Consider the following 18,385-nt stretch of genomic DNA (forward strand, 5'->3'; position numbering starts at 1 on the left):
CCCGCGCGCCGCCTGCTACGGCTTTCCCCGCCAGAAAATGGGGAGAGTGCGATGTACGAAGTGGTGGTGGTCGATATCGGCGGCACCCATGCCCGGTTTGCGATTGCCAGTATCGCAGACGACGGGGCGATCATCCTCGATGATCCGGCAACGCTCCACACCGCCGATCACGCCAGTTTCCAGACCGCGTGGGAGCATTTCCGCGAATTGCGCGGCGGCACCTTGCCCCGCGCCGTCAGCATGGCGATTGCCGGGCCCGTCGGCAGCCCCGGCAATCCCAATCCGGTCATCCGCTTCACCAACAATCCGTGGATCATCCGCCCCGCCCTGATCAATGAAAAGCTGGGGGTGGAACGCTTCACCCTCGTCAATGATTTCGCGGCCGTAGCCCATGCCGTGGCACGCGCGGATGACGATCAGTTCCTTCACCTTGCCGGGCCGGACGAGCCGCTGGGCCGGGACGGCACAATCAGCGTGCTTGGCCCCGGCACCGGGCTGGGCGTGGCCCATCTGTGGCGGTCTGGCAGCCAATACCGCGTGCAGGCGACCGAGGGCGGGCATATCGACTTTGCCCCGCTGGACAGCATCGAGGACGCGATCCTTGCCCGGCTGCGCAGTCGCCACAATCGTGTTTCAGTTGAGCGGGTGGTGGCCGGCCCCGGCATCGTCGACATCTATCAGGCGCTCGCCGCCATGGAACATCGCAGCGTCTCGGAACGCGATGCCATCGAAATCTGGACGCTAGGCACCAGCGGGGAAGACAGCCTTGCCGCTGCCGCGGTTGATCGCTTTTGCCTGTCGCTAGGGTCGGTCGCGGGCGATCTTGCCCTGGCCCAGGGCGGCTTTGCGGGCGTGGTTATCGCAGGCGGGCTGGGCTACCGCATCCGCGATAGCCTGCTGGCATCGGGCTTTGCCGCAAGGTTCAAGGCCAAAGGGCGGTTCGAAAGCCTGATGGCGGGCATCCCGGTCAAGCTGATCGTCCACCCCCAGCCCGGCCTGTTCGGCGCGGCGGCGGCTTACGCATCCGAACATGAGGGAACTCTATGAAGACCATAGCCGCGCTCGAATCGCGCCTTGGCGAGCTTCACCAGCGCACACGGGAAACGCCGCTGTTCAACCCGGTGTTCCAGCTATCGCTCGATTTGTCGCGGGCGCTGGAAGCGGGCGAAATCAGCCTGGATGATCTCACCGCGCTGGTGGCGGAGCTGGAGTGTGACGGGCTGAAAACCCGCGCGGCCAAGCTGCGCCGCCTGCTGGCTGCACCATCCCGCGATGCCGCGCCGCTGGCAGGCGAAGATGACGAGTTCGAAGCCTTCCGCGCCCGCTGGGAACACCCCCAGCTGCACGCGGTGTTCACCGCCCACCCAACCTTCCTGCTCGCCCCCGCGCAGACCGCGGCGGTCGCGGCAGCGGCATCATCTGCCGGTACGATTGACGATGCCGCCAGCATAGACCCTGCCGATCGGCCCGCTGTGACGCTGGTATACGAACACCGCGAGGCATTGGCCGCCATGGCCCGGGCGCAGGATGCGCGCGATGCCATCGTCGCCCGTTTGCTGGATGAAGCGCAAACCCGCTGGCCGCAGGAATGGCGCGGCTTTCGCCCCCTGCCGTTCCGCTTTGCCAGCTGGGTCGGATACGACATGGACGGGCGCACAGATATCGGCTGGCACACCTCGATCGGGTTCCGCCTGACCGAGAAGGCAGAGCGGTTGGCGCGTGACACCGCCAGTCTTGAAGCCATCGACGCTGCCCATCCCATGCTCGAAACCCTGCGCCCTGCGACCGCTTTTGCGCAGGCACGGGCCGATGATTTTGCCGGCGACCTTTCGGGCGGCGAAGCCTTGGCCGAAGCCGCCAACCGGCTGACCACGCACAGCCCGGACAACCTGCTGTCGCTTGCGCCGCTGATCGCCGCGCTGGAGAACGAGGCGCAAACCGCCGCGCCTGATCGAGCCGCACGCTTGCTGACATTGGCCGCCGCAATGCGCGCCGATGGGCTGGGAATGGGCGGAATCCATTTCCGGGTGAACGCCAAGCAGCTTCACAATGCCATCCGCCGCCGCCTGCCGGACGGTGGCACAATCGAACTCGCCAGCAAGAGCGCGCTCGCCACCTTGCGCGCCATGGTGGAAGAGGCGCAGCCGCTGCGCACCAATTTTGCAGCCCTCGCCACGGAAAGCTCCACCGCGATCCGGCAGTTCATCGCGATGGCGCAGATCCTCAAGCACATCGATGCCGATGCGCCAATCCGTATGCTGGTGGCCGAATGCGAACAGCCCGCCACGGTGCTCGCCGCGCTCTATTTCGCCAAGCTGTTCGGGGTGGAGGGCAAGGTCGATGTTTCGCCGCTGTTCGAGACGGAAACCGCGCTGGAACATGGCGGGCGCTTTCTCGATGCCTTGCTGGCCGAACCCGCCTACCGCGCCTATGCGCGGGTGCGGGGGCGCGTGGCGGTGCAGACCGGATTTTCCGATGCCGGGCGGTTTGTCGGGCAGATCCCCGCCAGCCTCGCGATCGAGCGGCTGCAAGGTCGGCTGGCAGAGGCGATGGCGGCCAATGGCCTCAGCGATGTGGCTGCGCTCGTCTTCAACACTCACGGCGAAAGCATGGGTCGCGGCGCGCATCCGGCGGGCTTCCGCGACCGCCTGGAATGGCCGCTGTCCCCTTGGGCGCGGCGGCGGTTTGCGCGGGCGGGCATCCGGCTGGAGCCCGAGGTCAGCTTTCAGGGCGGCGATGGCTATCTGTTCTTCGCCACGCCCGAACTGGCGCTGGCTACCCTCACCCGCATTGCCGAATTGCGCCCGGCCGAAGCCGATCTCGCCGCGCCGGCCGATCCGTTCTATCATCGCACCGATATCAGCCTGGATTTCTACCGCGCGATCAAGGAACACCAGGGCGATCATCTGGCCAGCCGCACCTATGCGCGGGCGGTGACTGCCTTCGGCCTCGGCCTGCTGAACTCCACCGGCAGCCGCGTGTCGCGCCGCCAGTCCGACATCAACGCCGACCGCGAGATGAGCCTGCGCCAGATCCGCGCGATCCCGCACAATGCGATCCTCCAGCAGCTTGGCTACCCCGTCAATGTCATCGCCGGAATCGGCAGCGCGGCCGATAGCAACCGCGAGGAAATTGCTGCCTTGCTGGTCGAGTCGCCACGCGGTCGGCAGATCCTCCGCCTGCTGAATGCCGCCAACGCGCTGGCCAGTATCAAGACCGTGGCGGCTTATGGCGAGCTGTTCAATTCCGCCTATTGGGCCAGCCGCACCTATCGCGGCACCGAGGATCATCTGGCGGGCGCCTGTGCGGCTTTGGCGGAATATCTGGTGGGTGATGATCGCACCGGCGTGTTCCGCCGCTTGGCCTCCCGCCTGCGGATCGATGCCTTGAAGCTCCACCGCTTGACCGATCTGATCGCCGATGACACGCCAGACCCGGATCGCGAACACGTGCGCCGCCGCATCGGGGTGTTGCAGGCGCTGCGGTTGGCATTGCTCCAGCATATGTTCCTGAAGGTCGTGTCGGTTCCCGCTTTCAGCCGCGCCAATGATATCAGCCGGGGTGACGTGATCGAAATGGTGCTGACCTTGCGGGTGGAAGAGGCGCTGGCGCAGTTGCGGCGCGCCTTCCCGGTGCGGGTGCCGGGGCCGCGCGATTTTCCGCTGGATGAGCCGAGCGACTACCCCGATGGCGGCGAGGAAGGTTACGGCGCGATCGAGCGGGACTGCCTTACGCCCATCGCCCGCGCCCATGCGCTGTCGCTGAGGATCACCACCGCGATTGCCAACGAATTCGGGGCGCACGGGTGACAGGCTGAGCCACCAATGTTTCACGTGAAACATCGCCGAATTGCCGCGGGAAATGGGTCTAAGAGGGGTCTAGCGGGGGTCTAGCGGGGCCTAAGCGGCGTCTAGCGTAGCTCAGAAACGCGCCGTGCTGCCCCTTGCGATCAGCGAGACCGGCACCCGGCTGCGGGCTTTGGCGCCATCGGCATCCAGCACCGCTTCGACCAGCGCGGCGCCCGCTTCGGCGGGATCGGGGGCAATCGTGGTCAACGCGGGACGGCTGAAACGGCCCGCCAGCAGATCGTCGAACCCCATCACGCCCATGTCGGCAGGGACGGACAAGTCGGCTGCGGCAAAGGCTTCCATCGCGCCCAGCGCCATGGCGTCGCAAGCGGCGAACACCGCATCGATATCATCGCCCCGCTCGATCAGGCGGCGGGCGGCACGGCGGCCTTCTTCCTCGCGGGAGGCAGCGTTGACGGTGGGGGCGAGGCAGGGCTCCAGTCCGGCAGCGCGCATGGCCTCGGCATAGCCTTCATAACGTTCGGTAAACTGCACCTGCGGCGTATTCAGCGCGCCGAGAAAGCACGGGCGGCGATATCCGGCAGCCAGCAGGTGTTCGACCGCCAACCGCCCCGCAGCGCGGTTATCCGATCGCACCCAGTCCAGCTCGTCAAACGGTGATCCCCAATAGGCCACCTGTCGCCCGTCGCTATCCAGCGCGCGGAAGTAATCCCATGCCGCCTGATTGGTGGTGGTGCCGATCACCACCAACCCATCGGCGCGGCCCTGTTCCTGATAGTGGCCGAAGAAGGCTTCCGGCGCAGCCTGAAAGCTCACCAGCGTTTCAAACCCGCGTTCCGATGCCGCAACGCACACGCTGCCCAGCAGCGCATAGGCAAAGGGGTTGATCGTGGCCGCGCTGTCACCTTCGCGGCAGATCACCACCACCGCCAGCGTTCCGGTCGATCCCCGGCGCAGCCGCGCGGCGCGTTCATCGACGAAGTAACCGAGCGCTTCTGCCGCCTCGATCACCTTGCGCCGCGTGGCCTCGGCAATGGCGGGCGATCCTGACAAGGCGCGGCTGACCGTCGGCTGGCTGACGCCGGCCCGCTCCGCCACATCGAACGATGTCGGCCGTCTTTTCGATCCCCCGCTCATGGTGCTGTGCTTCTAGGGCGGGATAGCACAACCGCGCAAGCTGCCACTGCATTGCTATTCGCACTGGATTTGTGGGCGAGGCTCTTGCAATTCTATCGAAGCGAGCGGATTGAGAACGTTCGCAATGGGAGAGGCGACAATGGCATTGGCACCGGGCAAAAGCACGGCAGTGGGGTACGGGCAGGACGCAGGCGAAACGCCGCAGGTCGATGCGCCGGGGCTGAACTACTTCGTTTTCGCGCTGTTCTTCATCTTCGGCGGGATCACCAGCCTGAATGATGTGATTATTCCCAAGCTGAAAGAGCTGTTTACGCTCAGCTTTTTCGAGGCCAGCCTGGTGCAATTCTGGTTCTTCATCGCCTATGCGGTGGTCGGCATTCCGGGCGCGATGCTGGTCAAGAAGCTGGGCTATATGCGCGGCGCGGTGGCCGGTCTTGTGACGATGATGGCGGGTTGCCTGCTGTTTATTCCGGCGAGCCAGACGGCTGTTTTTCCGATGTTCCTGTTCGCCTATTTCGTCCTCGCGACCGGCGTGGTGCTGGTGCAGATTGTTGCCAACCCGCTGATCAGCGTGCTCGGGCCGCCAAGCACCACCCACAGCCGGTTGACCTTTGCGCAGGCGTTCAACTCGCTTGGCACCACAATCTTCCCCTATTTCGGCGCGATCCTGATCCTGGGCAGCCTTGCCACTGTTACCGCTGCCGAGCTTTCGGGCTCGGAACTGGCGGCCTATCGCACTGCGGAAAGTCAGGCGATCGTGAACGGCTATCTCGGTCTGGCGGCGGCTTTGGCCGTGGTGGCGGGCGTCGTCTGGATGTTCCGCAACCGGCTGAAGGGCGAAAAGCACGAACGCACCAGTCTGGTTGATGGACTCGCGCTGCTGAAGCGTCCCCGCTTCGGCTACGGCGCGGCGTGTATTTTCCTCTATGTCGGCGCGGAAGTCGCGATCGGCAGCTTCATCGTCAACTACCTGATGCAGGCCGAAGTGCTGAACCTGCCCGAACAGGACGCGGGCAAGCTGATCTCGCTTTACTGGGGCGGCGCATTGGTGGGGCGGTTCATCGGATCGGCCGTGCTGCGCATGGTCAGCCCCGGCCTGACTTTGGCAACCGTTGCTGCCGGAGCCATCACGCTGATCGCGATCTCGGCCAATTCAACCGGAGTGGTGGCAGGCTATTCGCTGCTGGCGGTCGGCCTGATGAACGCGATCATGTTCCCGACCATTTTCAGCCTTGCCTGCGAAAAGCTGGGCCCGCGTGCGGCTGATGGTTCGGGGATCATCAACGTGGCCATCTGCGGCGGGGCGATCATCCCTCCGATGTATGCGGCGCTGGCCGATGCCACCAGCCTTGCCTTTGCACTGGTGCTGCCGGCGGCGTGCTATGCGATTATCGCGGGATTTGGTGTCTTTGCGCGCCGTCCCGCTTGAATAAGTATGCGCGAGGCTGGCAGGTAGGGGCGTGCGCGCCTAGGTAGGGCGCACGCCACAAAAGGGCCTTTGCGCATGAGCTTTACCGCCGACCGCCTGCTGCTGTTCGGAGCCACGGGCGATCTTGCCCAGCGGATGCTGCTGCCCAGTCTGTTCGCTCTGGATGCCGACGACCTGCTGGCCCCCGGCCTCAAGATCATCGGCACAGCGCGCAGCAGCATGTCCGACAGCGAATATCGCAACTTCGCTCGCGCCGCGCTTGAGAAATATCTCCCGGCTGACCGGCGCGGACGGATGGCGGAGTTTCTCAACCGGCTGAGCTACCAGACATTGGATGCCACCACATTGGAAGGTTACGATGACCTCGCCAAGAAGGTCGGCACGCCCCAGAACGGTCTTGCGATCTTCCTCTCGACTGCGCCAAGCCTGTTCGAACCCACTATCAAGGGGCTGCAATCGGCAGGGCTGACGGGCGAGAATGTGCGGATGTGCCTCGAAAAGCCGCTCGGCACCGATCTTGCCACCAGCTGCGAGATCAATGACGCGGTCGCCGAGGCCTTCCCCGAAGACCGCATTTTCCGGATCGACCACTATCTCGGCAAGGAGACGGTGCAGAACCTGCTGGCGCTGCGGTTTGCCAACATCATGTTCGAACCATTGTGGAACGCGGCGCATATCGACCACGTGCAGATCACCGTGGCCGAAACCGTGGGCCTTGAAGGCCGCGTCGCCTTCTACGACGATGCCGGTGCGATCCGCGACATGGTGCAGAACCATATGCTGCAACTGCTCGCATTGGTGGCGATGGAGCCGCCCGCCCATTTCGATGCCACGGCCGTGCGCGATGAAAAGGTCAAGGTGCTGCGCGCCCTGCGTCCGGTGCAACCGGCGCAGACCGTCACCGGGCAGTACCGCGCAGGCGCGATCGGCGGCAACGCCGTGCCGGGTTACGACGAGGAACTGGGCAAGCCGTCCGACACCGAAACCTTCGTCGCCATCAAGGCCCATGTCGATAATTGGCGCTGGAAAGGCGTGCCGTTCTACCTGCGCACCGGCAAGCGGATGCCCAAGCGGGTGACCGAAATCGTGATCCAGTTCGCTTGCGTCCCGCACTCGATCTTCGAAGGCAAGGGGGCGACCATGCAGCCCAACCGGCTGGTGATCGGCATCCAGCCTGAAGAAAACATCACGCTTTCCCTGATGGCCAAGGTGCCGGGGCTTGACCGCGAGGGCATTCGCCTGCGCTCGGTGCCGCTCAACATTGCCATGCCCGATGTGTTCAGCGGCGCGGTGCGGCGGATCGCCTATGAACGCCTGCTACTCGATCTGGTCGAAGGCGATCAGACGCTGTTCGTGCGGCGTGACGAGGTGGAGGCGCAGTGGGAATGGATCGACGCGATCCGCGCCGGCTGGAAGGCCGATGACGTCACGCCCAAAACCTACACCGCCGGCAGCTGGGGGCCAAGCGCGGCCATCGCGCTGGCCGAACGCGACGGAGTAACGTGGCATGAGTAAGCCCCTCAACGATACCCTGCACAAGGTGACGCAGCGGGTGATCGAACGATCGCAGCCTACCCGCAGCGCCTATCTCGATCTCATCCGCCGTGAAGGCGACAACATGGGTGAACGCAGCGCGGTATCATGCTCGAACCTTGCTCATGCCTACGCGGGGATGGAGGAAGACAAGCCGGCGCTGGTGTCGGCACGCGGGGCCAATATCGGCATCGTCACCAGCTACAACGACATGCTTTCGGCCCACCAGCCCTATGGCCGCTATCCCGACCGGCTGAAGATCTACGCCCGCGAACTCGGCGCCACCGCGCAGGTCGCGGGCGGAACGCCGGCCATGTGCGACGGTGTGACCCAAGGCGAAGTCGGCATGGAACTGTCGCTGTTCAGCCGCGATGTGATCGCGCTCAGCACCGCCGTGGCGCTCAGCCATGCGATGTATGACGGCGCGCTGATGCTGGGCATTTGCGACAAGATCGTGCCCGGCCTGCTGATGGGCGCATTGCGGTTCGGCCACCTGCCCGCGATCTTCGTGCCATCCGGCCCGATGCCGACAGGTATTCCGAACAAGGAAAAGCAGCGCGTCCGCCAGCTTTACGCCGAAGGCAAGGCAGACCGTACGGAATTGTTGGCGAGCGAAATGGCGAGTTACCATTCGCCCGGCACCTGCACCTTTTTCGGCACGGCCAATTCGAACCAGATGATGATGGAGATGATGGGCCTGCACATTCCCGGCAGCGCCTTTATCCAGCCCGGCACGCAATTGCGGCAGGCGTTGGACCGCGAAGCGGTGCACCGCGTTGCGGCGCTGGGCCGCAAGGGCGATGATTACCGCCCGCTGGGACTGTGTGTCGATGAAAAGGCGATCATCAACGCTGCTGTCGGCCTGCTGGCGACCGGCGGATCGACCAACCACGCGATCCACTTGCCTGCGATGGCGCGGGCGGCAGGCGTGATCTTTGACTGGGATGACCTGTCAGAATTGTCCCACGCCGTGCCGCTGATTGCGCAGGTCTATCCCAATGGATCGGGCGATGTGAACCAGTTCCACGCGGCAGGCGGCATGGGCTATGTGATCGGCGAACTGCTTGGCGCAGGCCTTGCCCACCCCGACATTCTCACCGTGGGGCGCGGCGATTTCAGCGATTATGCGCGGGAGCCGGGGCTGGAGGATGAGGCGCTGGTGTGGCGCGAGGTCGGTGCGGCGGGCGATGACACCATGCTGCGCCCCATCACCAACCCGTTCCGCCGCGATGGCGGGATGCGGCTGCTGCAAGGCAATCTTGGCCGGGCCTGCTTCAAGACTTCCGCCGTGGAAGAAAGCCGTTGGACCATCGAAGCCCCGTGCCGCGTGTTCGAGGATCAGCCGAGCGTCGCCGCTGCCTTCACGGCGGGCGAGCTTGACCGCGATGTGGTGGTCGTCGTCCGCTTCCAGGGGCCGCGTGCTAACGGAATGCCCGAACTGCACAAGCTGACCCCGCCGCTTGGCGTGTTGCAGGATCGCGGGTTCAAGGTCGCGCTGGTCACTGACGGGCGCATGTCGGGCGCTTCGGGCAAGGTGCCCGCCGCGATCCATTGCACACCCGAGGCGCTTGGTGGCGGGCCGCTGGCGCGCCTGCGCGATGGCGATGTGGTGAGGCTGTGCGGCGTCACCGGCGAACTCAGCACCACCGCCGATCTTGCAAGCCGCGATCCCGCGCCCGATCCGCATCCGGACATGGGCACCGGGCGCGAATTGTTCGGAATGCTGCGCCGCTTCGCCGACGGGGCCGAACAAGGCGCAAGCGCGATGCTCTCCACCGGAGGAATCTAACCCATGAATATCGACGCCATCATGCGCACCGCGCCGGTCATCCCGGTGATCGTGATCGACGATGTCGCCCACGCCGTTCCGCTGGCCGAGGCACTGGTCACGGGCGGGCTGCGGGTGCTGGAAGTCACGCTGCGCACTCCTGCCGCGCTGGACGCGATCAGGACGATGAAGCAGGTCGAAGGCGCGATTGTCGGCGCGGGCACGGTCACCAATCCGCGCGAGCTGGACGCGGCGCTGGAGGCGGGGAGCGAATTCATCGTCTCCCCCGGCCTGACAGAGCCGCTGGGCAAGGCGGCAATCGCGGCAGGCGTGCCGTTCCTGCCCGGTATCGCCAATGCGGGCGACATCATGCGCGGGATGGATCTGGGCCTTGATCGCTTCAAGTTCTTCCCGGCGATGGCAGCGGGCGGCTTGCCCGCGCTGAAGGCGCTCGCCGCGCCGTTCGGAAGCGTCCGCTTCTGCCCCACCGGAGGGATCAGTCTGGACAACGCGGCCGAATGGCTCGCCTTCGATCCCGTTCTGTGTGTCGGCGGTAGCTGGGTTTCGCCCAAAGGCGCGCCGGACAAGCCGGCAATCGAAGCGCTGGCACGTGAGGCCTTCGGCTTACGCTAATACGCTTTCGGCCAGCATCAGCGCGCCAGTGATTCCGGCATCGCCGCCCAGCCGTGGGCGGATGATGCGGTGGCGCTGGCCGCCGGGAAGGTAGCCTGCGTCAAGTTCCCGCGCACGGGCCGCCACCCGTTCGACCAGACCGGGCGTGTTCGCCACCCCCCCGCCGATCACGATCTCGCCCACGGCAGTGCTGGCGAACAGCATGTGGCAGGCCTGCGCGATGTAATCGGCGATGATCGCGTGCGCCGCGTGGTCTGCGGGCAAATCGGACAGTGAAGCGCCCCAGCGCGCGGCAATCGCCGGGCCGCTGGCAAGGCCTTCAAGACAGTCACCATGATGCGGGCAGATGCCGGGGAAATCGCGATCCCCGGATGACCGGCGGGGGAAGATGTGCCCCATTTCCGGGTGGGCAATGCCGTGGACAGGCTTGCCATCCAGCACCAGCCCGCCGCCGATCCCGGTGCCGATGGTGAGATAGGCAAGCCCCCCGCCCGCCCTGCCCGAAGCGGCATATTCTGCCATGGCCGCCGCGTTCACATCGGTATCGAAGCCGACCGGAACGCCCAGCCGGTCCATGAAGAACCCGGCAAGATCGCACTCCGACCAGCCCGGCTTGGGGGTATTGGTGATGAAGCCCCAGCGCGGGGAGTTTGCATCCAGTTCAACCGGCCCGAAACTGCCGATACCCAGCGACCGGATCACGCCGTGGCCTGCAAACCAGTCTGCCGCCTCTGGCAAGGTAATCGCCGGATCGCGGGTTGGGATGGTGTGGCGCGCGGTGATTTCCTGCGGCGAAGGGCCGACGGCGAGCACGAATTTCGTGCCCCCGGCCTCGATCCCGCCGCGCATCAGGCGGCGCTTTCGGGCTGCAAGGCCCTGACCCGCGACCGGTCGCCTTCCAGTTCCAGTTGCAGAAGCGGCGCAGGCACCCCGCCGAAGCTGCCATCTGACATTACATCGACAAAACTGCACACCGTCAGGCTGGCATCGACATACCAGCTATAGGTCTGCTGCGGGCGGTCTTCAGGATTGGCGAGCACCAGTCCGGTGCCGTTCAGCGGCCGCCACGGCCCCTGCATCGAATCTGCCACCATCCCGTACAAGCCCCCCGGCGCATGGCGCAGTTCCGGCGCGAAAGTGGCCGTCTGCGTCGACCAGAAGGCGTAGTAATGTTTCACGTGAAACACCAGATGCGCCCGCTCAAGCTCGTTGTTGACGCCGTCTGCGTGCAGGCAAGGCGGGGTCAAGACCCACCCTAGCGGGCCTCTGGCTGCCAACCCGAAAGCCCCGTTGAAGGCGCTATCCGATTGGCTGAGCGAAGCGGTGAAGGCGAGATATTCGGTGCCGTCGGCCGGATCGCGGAAATAGGCGGGATCGCGGAACGCCTTGATCTTGCCCGCTTCGCCCTCATGCGCGTCGGCCGGCATGTAATGCGGGGCGTAGCCGGTGATCATCGGCGCAGGGGCGGACCACGCGCCCGGCATCCCGTCATCGCCGATGGGCGCCTGCGCTTGCCACAATTCCTGCTGGTAACCCCCTGCCCTGTCGGCAGTGCCCGCGGCGGTGAAGAACAGCGTGACCACGCCCTGATCAAGCAGCGCCGAACCGGCCCATTCGCGTTCGTAGGTCACGGCAAAATCGGGCAGCACAGGGCCGCAATCGATCCAGCCGTCGCCCAAAGCATTGGGGCGCCGTTCGATCCAGTGGATCTTCGCTTCGAAATGGCGCAGCGCCGGATCGCCGCGGTCGGGCGCGGTCAGGGCCATCCACATCTCGCGCCCGGCTAATAACGTGCGCTGGCCGCCTGCATCCTGCAGCGGCCACATGTCCCAATAGAGCCGCGCCGGATCGAGGCCCGACCGGTCTGCCTCATTGACGGGTGCGACCAGAACAGCCGCATCCGGGGCAATCCGGCGAACATGTTCGGCCGTCCAGGCGCTGGTCATGGCTGCAATCCGTCCCGTTCAATCAATCCGAAAAACAAGGCTGGCCGCCGGGGGGAGAGATTGGCGGCCAGCCTCTTTAGTGCAGTGCGGCGATCAGAAATCAAACCGCACCGAAGCCATCACCGTGCGTCCGGCGATCGAGCGCGCGCGCACGATGCCGTTGCCGGGGATCGAACCTTCTTCCGCCTCGGTAAAACCGGTCACGTTGAACAGGTTCTGCGCGTTCAGGCCCAGTTCGATCCGGTCAATCGGGCGCACCGCAAGGAAGGCGTTGACCTGCGTGAAGCCGGGCAGCACCAGATCATTATTGTCCTGCGTGAAGCTGTCGGTGGTGCCGATCACGTTCGCGCCCAGCGTGAACATGTCGCTGCTGTACTGCGCGGTTGCCTGATAGACGAGATCGGCCTGACGGCGCGGCTTGTTGCCGATGGTGGCAAGGTTCAGCGCGTCCTTGATTTCGGCATCGGTCCAGGTTGCCCCTGCCGAAAGCGTGAACGGGCCGGTGCGGTATGCGCCTTCCAGTTCGATCCCGAAGGCTTCGAATTCCGTATCGAACAGCACCAGCGGGGCGATGTCGACATTGGTTTCCGCCGTCTTGGCAAAGAAGCCGGTGGCAAACAGCGATACGCCATTGGCCTGATACTTCAGACCCGCTTCCAGCTGGTCGACCGTGGCAACCACGCCCGCATCGCCGCCCGGCAAGCCGCCATCCACAGTGCTGACCGCAGGCGAGAACAGGCTGCGATCCGCTGTGTGGCGGCCGCCCTCGCTGTAACGGGCGAAGATGCCCAGATCATCGGTCAGCAGGTAGTTCGCACCCAGCGAGAAGCTGAAATAGTCGAAGTCGTAATTCACGGGCCGCGCATTGCCGAGCGGCAGCACAGCGGTTTGCGCTTCGGCCGGGCTGATGGTGCCGTTGCGATCAATATCGACCGCCGCGATCCCGGCGCCAAAGCCGGTGTCCGATCCGGTGATCGTGCCGCTGGCATCGCCGTAATCATAGCGGATGCTGGCATCCAGCGTCAGACGATCCAGTTCCAGCGAAAGCGAGGCGAAGGGCGCATAGGTGCTGTAATCGACATCATAGTTCCGGCGGCAGCAATTGCCGAAGAAGCTGGCGCCGAAACCGACCGTGCCGTTCTGCGTGACAAGGTTGCCGCCTGCATCGCGGATATCGACCAGCACCGCCTGCCCGTCACCCTGCACCGTCTGCACATGGCTGGTCCACAGCCAATCGGTGTTGATCGACTGGCGCGACAGGTAGAAACCGGTGGTGAAGTTGGCCGTGCCGCCGCCGATGTCGAAGGCCTTGTTGATGCGGAAATCATTGGTGACGTTGTCGAGGCTGTTGAGGCGCACGTTGAACACCACGACATTGGCCAGCAAGCCGTTGCCGCCGATGGTGGCCGGGCTGGCGACCGAACCCGCGTTGGGCCCGGTGGCAAACACGATGCTTGATCCCGCGCCGCCGATGTCGTTGGCGATGCCCTGCGCCGCGCCTGCGCCTGCCGGGAAGGGCGACTGGAAGCTGCCCGAATTATCGGCGAAGCGGAACCGGTTGGTCAGCGTCCACCCGCTGCCCACGTCGATCTCGCTTTCGATCCCGAAGGCGAGGCTCTTGACGCTGAGGCCGTCGCGGAAATCATAGCTGGCCGGGTTGTTACCGCCATCCAGCGACACTGCCGGGGTGAGGAACGGGCTGTAAAGCGAATCTCTGCGCGGATCGAACCCGGCAATCGCCTGATAATCGGGATTGCCGCCCGTGCCGCCCACCCGCACCGGCTGGGGCAGGATGGTGGGGGTTTTATCGTCGAGATACTTGGCGCTGAAACGCACGTATCCGCCGTCGAATTCCTTGGTGATGTTGGCCTTGATCTGGCCGCCGTCATAGCCGTTATAGCCGATATCGCGCGGGCCTTCGCCGGTGCGGTAGAAGCCGCCGACGTGGAAATAGAGATCATCGGCCAGCGGAGCGCCGTAATCGAAATCAAGCCGGTAGGTTTCGAAATCGAGGCCGACGCTGCCCTGGATCGCGCCGCCTTCTTCCTTGCCGGTCTTGGAAATGAAGTTGATCACTGCACCCGGCGCATTCGACGCGAAGGTGGAGGCCGAGCCGCCGCGCACCGCTTCGACGCGGGCGACAGAGCGGTCAGCGCGCAGGAAATTATCGGCATTGCCGAACACGATGTCGCCGAACTCTAGGATCGGCAGGCCATCTTCCTGCAACTGGATATAGCGTGCGCCGCCGGTTGAAACGGGGATACCGCGCACCGCGATGTTGGCGTTGCCTTCGCCGCCCGATGCTTCCGAACGGATGCCGGGGATCTGACGGATCAGGTCAGCCGATGACGGGGAGGCAAGGTTGGCAATGGTGTCTGCACCGATGGTGCTGACCGAGACCGAGCTTTCGATCCGGTTCTGCCCGCGGGCGACAGCGGTGACGATGATTTCATTGCCTTCGACACCAGCAGCGGAATCGGCATCATCCTGTGCCAAAGCCGGGCTGATCAGGCCGCACACGGCGGCGCTTGCGCAAAGCGCGGTACGCAGTTTCATGGTAATTCTCCCTCTCGGACTCGCGCTTCTCTGGCGACGACGAAGTAAGGCCTAACTATTCTGCAAACGTTTGCAACCGGAATCTTGCAATCGTTTGCAATTGACCACGTTTCATGTAACTTCCATGCAACAGCACGGCGCAGACACGAGCTGACACGAGGATGGGGACAGGCGCAAATGACGGAAAAGCCGCGGCTTTCGCTGCTCAGAATCATCGAAATGAACATCGGCTTTTTCGGCCTGCAATTCAGTTTCGGGCTGCAGCAGGCCAACATGGGGCCGATCTACGGCTTTCTGGGCGCGGACGAGGCGACCATGCCGCTATTGTGGCTGGCAGGCCCGATGACCGGCCTGATCATCCAGCCGATTGTCGGCGCGATGAGCGATCGCACCAATACAAGGATGGGCCGCCGCACGCCGTATTTCCTGATCGGTGCGATCATCTGCACTCTTTCGCTGTTCGCCATGCCCTATTCCAGCACGCTGTGGATGGCCGCCAGTCTGCTGTGGATCCTTGATGCAGGCAACAACATCACGATGGAGCCATACCGCGCCTATGTGGCAGACCGGCTGGCAGCCAACCAGCGATCGGTCGGGTTCCTGACGCAGAGCGCCTTTACCGGCCTTGCGCAGACGCTGTCCTATCTTGCCCCGTCGCTGCTGACCGCCTTTGTCGCTCGCGATGTGCTGGATGCCAATGGCATTCCGGTGATTGTGCGGATTGCCTTCATCATCGGGGCCATCCTTTCGATCTCGACCATAGTATGGTCGGTACTGCGCGTGCCCGAACTGCCGCTGACGGCGGACGAACAGGCCGAACTGGAGGCAAAGCCGCTGACCGTGCGCGCCACCTTTGCCGAAATCGCCGATGCGATCCGCGAAATGCCGCGCCCGATGCGCCAGTTGGCAGGGGCGATGCTGTGCCAGTGGTATGCGATGTTTGCTTACTGGCAATACATCACCTTTGCCGTGGGCCGCAGCATCTATGACACCAGTGATCCGGCCAGCAGCGCCTTCCGCGAAGCAACCCTGACCACCCAGCAGGCGGGCGCGCTGTACAACTTCATCGCCTTTGCCGGAGCATTGACGCTGATCCCGGTGGTGTCCCGCTTCGGTGCGCGCCATGTCCACGCGGCGTGTCTTGCCGCTTCGGGCGCGGCGATGCTGTTGATCCCCGGTGCCAGTACGCCTGCCGCGCTGTTCGTGCTGATGCTGGGTATCGGCATCGGCTGGGCGGGGATGATGGGCAACACCTATGTCATGCTGGCAGATTGCATCCCGCCGCAGCGTAACGGCATCTACATGGGCATTTTCAACCTGTTCATCGTGATACCGATGCTGATCCAGACGCTCACCATGCCGCTGATCTATCGCCCGCTGCTGGGCGGCGATCCGCGCAATGTGCTGCTGCTGGGCGGTGTCTTGATGCTGGTGGGCGCAGTGGCTACGCTGCTGGTGGACGCCGGCCACCGCAAACCGCGGGAACAAGGCCTGGCGACAAGCTGAGGACAGACATGCCGGACCGGGATACCAAGGGCGCAGTGCGCAACATCACCGATCTGGCGCGACTGGCAGGCGTATCGCCCGGCACGGTCAGCCGGGCGCTGGCAGGCAAAAGCCTCGTCAACGCCAAGACCCGCGAAAAGATCGAGGCGATTGCCCGCGAACACGGCTTTCGCCCCAACCAGATGGCCAGCGGATTGCGCCGCCAGAAAACCGGCGTGATCGGCGTGGTCATCCCGCTGGGCCATGACACCCGCCAGCAGATTTCCGACAGCTTCTTCATGACGCTGCTCGGTTTTCTGGCGGACGAACTGACCCGCGAGGGGTATGACCTGATGCTGCGCCGCGTGGTGCCGGAAACCGATCCCGACTGGCTCGACCGGTTCATCGGATCGGGCATGATCGACGGCGTGATCGTGATCGGCCAGTCCGACCAGTTCGACCGGATCGAGGATATCGCCGATGGTTATGGCCCGATGGTGGTGTGGGGCAACCACACCGAAGGCCAGCTGCATTGCGTGGTCGGCACGGATAACCGCCTTGGCGGCAGGCAGGCGGCCGAACGCCTGATCGCTGCCGGGGCAAAGCAACTCGCCTTTCTGGGCGATACCACCGCGATCGAATTTGCCGCGCGCTTTGCCGGTGCCAACGATGTGGTGCGCCGCATGGGTCTGCCGTCGATGATCGAACTGCCGACGCACCTTTCGCCCGAGCGCGCGGGTGAGGAAATCGCTGACCACTTGGTCGCGCATGGCGATGATATCGACGGAATCTTCGCCGCCACCGATACCCTCGCGGCGCTGGCGCTGACGGCATTGCGCGAACGCGGCGTCGCGGTTCCGGGCGATATCAGGCTGGTCGGTTTCGACGATCTACCCATCGCCCGCCAGACCGTGCCGCCGCTTACCACCGTGCGGCAGGATATTGCGGCAGGCGCGCGCGGGCTGGTCGATCTGCTGCTGCGGCGGTTGGCGGGCGACAAGACCGAAAGCCTTGTCCTCCCTCCCGAACTGGTGATCCGCGAAACCGCGTGACCGGCAGCCTCTCCCGCAGACTAGTTGTCCTTTAACCATATTGCGCTAGTTTCCGGCCCGTTGGCATAATGCCGGTGGGGTCGCATTCGTGTTTCATGTCTTCAAGGCGATGGCTGGTGACACGCTTTCGGTGCGCTTCAACGCGAGCCGCGATTACCGCGTGTGGATTGTCGAACGCCCCGGCGCGACTTTGCCTGTCGATGCGCTGGCGACCCTCAAACAGCAATGCGAAGCCGTGGTGCGCGCCTGCCTTGGCGGAGAGATGCTCGATTATGGGTTGTTCGCCGCTGACGGCGCGGCGTGGGAACGCAGTGTCATCACGCTTGTCACCCGCACCGCTGATGGCCAGCCTGTCGCCTTCAACGCCATGCCGTTGCTCGATGTGATCCGCGCAGGCGAGCGGGAAGCCGTGCTGCATCTGGGCCTTGTGATGGTCAATCCGGGCGAGCGCAGCGGCGGCCTTAGCTGGATTCTCTACGGCCTGACCTGCTTTGCCCTGTTCCTGCGGCAGGGGATGCGTCCGTTGTGGATCAGCAGCGTCACGCAGGTGCCCGCCGTGGTCGGCATGGTGGCGGAGACCTTCAGCAATATCTATCCTGCGCAGGGCGCAACCCCGCAATCCTTCACCCACCGGCACCTTGCGCACCAGATCATGCGCCAGCACCGCGCCGCCTTTGGTGTGGGGGAGGATGCGGGCTTCGATGCGGATCGCGGGGTGATCACCAACGCCTATACCGGCGGGTCGGACAACCTCAAAAAGACCTTCGATGTCGCGGCCAAGCACCGCCACGAGGCCTACAACGCCTTCTGCGAAACCCAGCTGGATTATGTGCGCGGCGATGATGTGTTGCAGATCGGCGCGCTGGATCTTGCCGCCGGGGGCCGTTTCCTGTCGCGCAGTGTGCCGCGCAGTGCCTTGCCGCAGCTTGCGCTGCAGGGGGTGCTGCTGCTGACCGGCGCGCTGCTTGTTCCCATGATCCAGTGGCTCGATTCCACCCGCCCCTATGGCCGCCTGAGAGCGCGAACGTGAGGCCGCA

At 64.6% G+C, this 18,385-nt stretch carries 13 protein-coding genes; 9 read left to right on the forward strand and 4 right to left on the reverse strand.

Annotation, left to right across the window (positions count from 1 at the left end; genetic code table 11):
• The first annotated feature begins 51 nt into the window (after positions 1–51).
• Both IP79_RS12275 and IP79_RS12280 read left to right on the forward strand, forming a co-directional pair.
• Positions 52–1,047, forward strand: a complete 996-nt coding sequence (locus IP79_RS12275) for a glucokinase (protein ID WP_054119601.1) — start codon at positions 52–54, stop codon at positions 1,045–1,047.
• Positions 1,044–3,809 carry a phosphoenolpyruvate carboxylase gene (locus tag IP79_RS12280; protein WP_054119602.1) on the forward strand — a complete coding sequence of 922 codons (2,766 nt, stop codon included), beginning with the start codon at positions 1,044–1,046 and terminating at the stop codon, positions 3,807–3,809. Before IP79_RS12275 ends, IP79_RS12280 begins: the two co-directional genes overlap by 4 nt.
• Positions 3,810–3,920: 111 nt before the next feature.
• Here IP79_RS12280 and IP79_RS12285 read toward each other — a convergent pair whose 3' ends face one another.
• On the reverse strand, positions 3,921–4,946 hold the full coding sequence (locus IP79_RS12285; protein ID WP_082337201.1) for a LacI family DNA-binding transcriptional regulator: 1,026 nt from the start codon (positions 4,944–4,946) through the stop codon (positions 3,921–3,923).
• A gap of 139 nt (positions 4,947–5,085) precedes the next feature.
• Here IP79_RS12285 and IP79_RS12290 point away from each other — a divergent pair, with 139 nt between their 5' ends.
• The 4 genes from IP79_RS12290 (at position 5,086) to eda (ending at position 10,309) form a co-directional block, all read left to right on the forward strand.
• A complete protein-coding gene (locus IP79_RS12290; RefSeq protein WP_054119603.1) occupies positions 5,086–6,375 on the forward strand; it encodes a sugar MFS transporter in 1,290 nt (429 codons plus the stop codon).
• A gap of 75 nt (positions 6,376–6,450) precedes the next feature.
• Positions 6,451–7,890, forward strand: a complete 1,440-nt coding sequence (gene zwf / locus IP79_RS12295) for a glucose-6-phosphate dehydrogenase (protein WP_054119604.1) — start codon at positions 6,451–6,453, stop codon at positions 7,888–7,890.
• Positions 7,883–9,697 (forward strand): phosphogluconate dehydratase, encoded by a 1,815-nt coding sequence (gene edd, locus IP79_RS12300; protein WP_054119605.1) that lies wholly within the window; start codon positions 7,883–7,885, stop codon positions 9,695–9,697. Before zwf ends, edd begins: the two co-directional genes overlap by 8 nt.
• A gap of 3 nt (positions 9,698–9,700) precedes the next feature.
• Complete coding sequence (gene eda / locus IP79_RS12305) at positions 9,701–10,309, forward strand: bifunctional 4-hydroxy-2-oxoglutarate aldolase/2-dehydro-3-deoxy-phosphogluconate aldolase (RefSeq protein ID WP_054119606.1); 609 nt, start codon at positions 9,701–9,703, stop codon at positions 10,307–10,309.
• On the opposite strand, the gene IP79_RS12310 is transcribed toward eda, so the two are convergent.
• The 3 genes from IP79_RS12310 to IP79_RS12320 form a co-directional block, all read right to left on the reverse strand.
• Entirely contained in the window at positions 10,301–11,158 is an 858-nt protein-coding gene (locus IP79_RS12310; RefSeq protein ID WP_054119607.1) for an ROK family protein, read from the reverse strand. The genes eda and IP79_RS12310 overlap by 9 nt on opposite strands.
• Complete coding sequence (locus IP79_RS12315; RefSeq protein WP_082337202.1) at positions 11,158–12,255, reverse strand: glycoside hydrolase family 68 protein; 1,098 nt, start codon at positions 12,253–12,255, stop codon at positions 11,158–11,160. Before IP79_RS12315 ends, IP79_RS12310 begins: the two co-directional genes overlap by 1 nt.
• Before the next feature lie 93 nt (positions 12,256–12,348).
• Complete coding sequence (locus IP79_RS12320) at positions 12,349–14,811, reverse strand: TonB-dependent receptor domain-containing protein (protein ID WP_054119608.1); 2,463 nt, start codon at positions 14,809–14,811, stop codon at positions 12,349–12,351.
• 177 nt (positions 14,812–14,988) lie between these two features.
• Here IP79_RS12320 and IP79_RS12325 point away from each other — a divergent pair, with 177 nt between their 5' ends.
• The 3 genes from IP79_RS12325 (at position 14,989) to IP79_RS12335 (ending at position 18,378) form a co-directional block, all read left to right on the forward strand.
• Positions 14,989–16,317: an MFS transporter gene (locus IP79_RS12325; RefSeq protein WP_054119609.1), complete on the forward strand. Its 1,329-nt coding sequence runs from the start codon at positions 14,989–14,991 to the stop codon at positions 16,315–16,317.
• Between the two features lie 8 nt (positions 16,318–16,325).
• Positions 16,326–17,348, forward strand: a complete 1,023-nt coding sequence (locus IP79_RS12330; RefSeq protein ID WP_054119610.1) for a LacI family DNA-binding transcriptional regulator — start codon at positions 16,326–16,328, stop codon at positions 17,346–17,348.
• An 88-nt stretch (positions 17,349–17,436) separates the two neighbouring features.
• The gene (locus tag IP79_RS12335; protein WP_233994199.1) at positions 17,437–18,378 is read left to right on the forward strand and encodes a hypothetical protein; all 942 of its coding nucleotides are present in this window, start codon (positions 17,437–17,439) and stop codon (positions 18,376–18,378) included.
• The last annotated feature ends 7 nt before the right edge of the window (positions 18,379–18,385 follow it).

It is taken from the genome of Porphyrobacter sp. AAP60, assembly GCF_001296025.1.
Lineage (GTDB): Bacteria > Pseudomonadota > Alphaproteobacteria > Sphingomonadales > Sphingomonadaceae > Erythrobacter.

Bases quoted from the DNA above. Each gene is read 5' to 3' on its own strand.
- IP79_RS12275 (WP_054119601.1), top strand. From the start codon at position 52: ATGTACGAAGTGGTGGTGGTCGATATCGGCGGCACCCATGCCCGGTTT.
- IP79_RS12280 (WP_054119602.1), top strand. From the start codon at position 1,044: ATGAAGACCATAGCCGCGCTCGAATCGCGCCTTGGCGAGCTTCACCAG.
- IP79_RS12285 (WP_082337201.1), bottom strand. From the start codon at position 4,946: ATGAGCGGGGGATCGAAAAGACGGCCGACATCGTTCGATGTGGCGGAG.
- IP79_RS12290 (WP_054119603.1), top strand. From the start codon at position 5,086: ATGGCATTGGCACCGGGCAAAAGCACGGCAGTGGGGTACGGGCAGGAC.
- zwf (WP_054119604.1), top strand. From the start codon at position 6,451: ATGAGCTTTACCGCCGACCGCCTGCTGCTGTTCGGAGCCACGGGCGAT.
- edd (WP_054119605.1), top strand. From the start codon at position 7,883: ATGAGTAAGCCCCTCAACGATACCCTGCACAAGGTGACGCAGCGGGTG.
- eda (WP_054119606.1), top strand. From the start codon at position 9,701: ATGAATATCGACGCCATCATGCGCACCGCGCCGGTCATCCCGGTGATC.
- IP79_RS12310 (WP_054119607.1), bottom strand. From the start codon at position 11,158: ATGCGCGGCGGGATCGAGGCCGGGGGCACGAAATTCGTGCTCGCCGTC.
- IP79_RS12315 (WP_082337202.1), bottom strand. From the start codon at position 12,255: ATGACCAGCGCCTGGACGGCCGAACATGTTCGCCGGATTGCCCCGGAT.
- IP79_RS12320 (WP_054119608.1), bottom strand. From the start codon at position 14,811: ATGAAACTGCGTACCGCGCTTTGCGCAAGCGCCGCCGTGTGCGGCCTG.
- IP79_RS12325 (WP_054119609.1), top strand. From the start codon at position 14,989: ATGACGGAAAAGCCGCGGCTTTCGCTGCTCAGAATCATCGAAATGAAC.
- IP79_RS12330 (WP_054119610.1), top strand. From the start codon at position 16,326: ATGCCGGACCGGGATACCAAGGGCGCAGTGCGCAACATCACCGATCTG.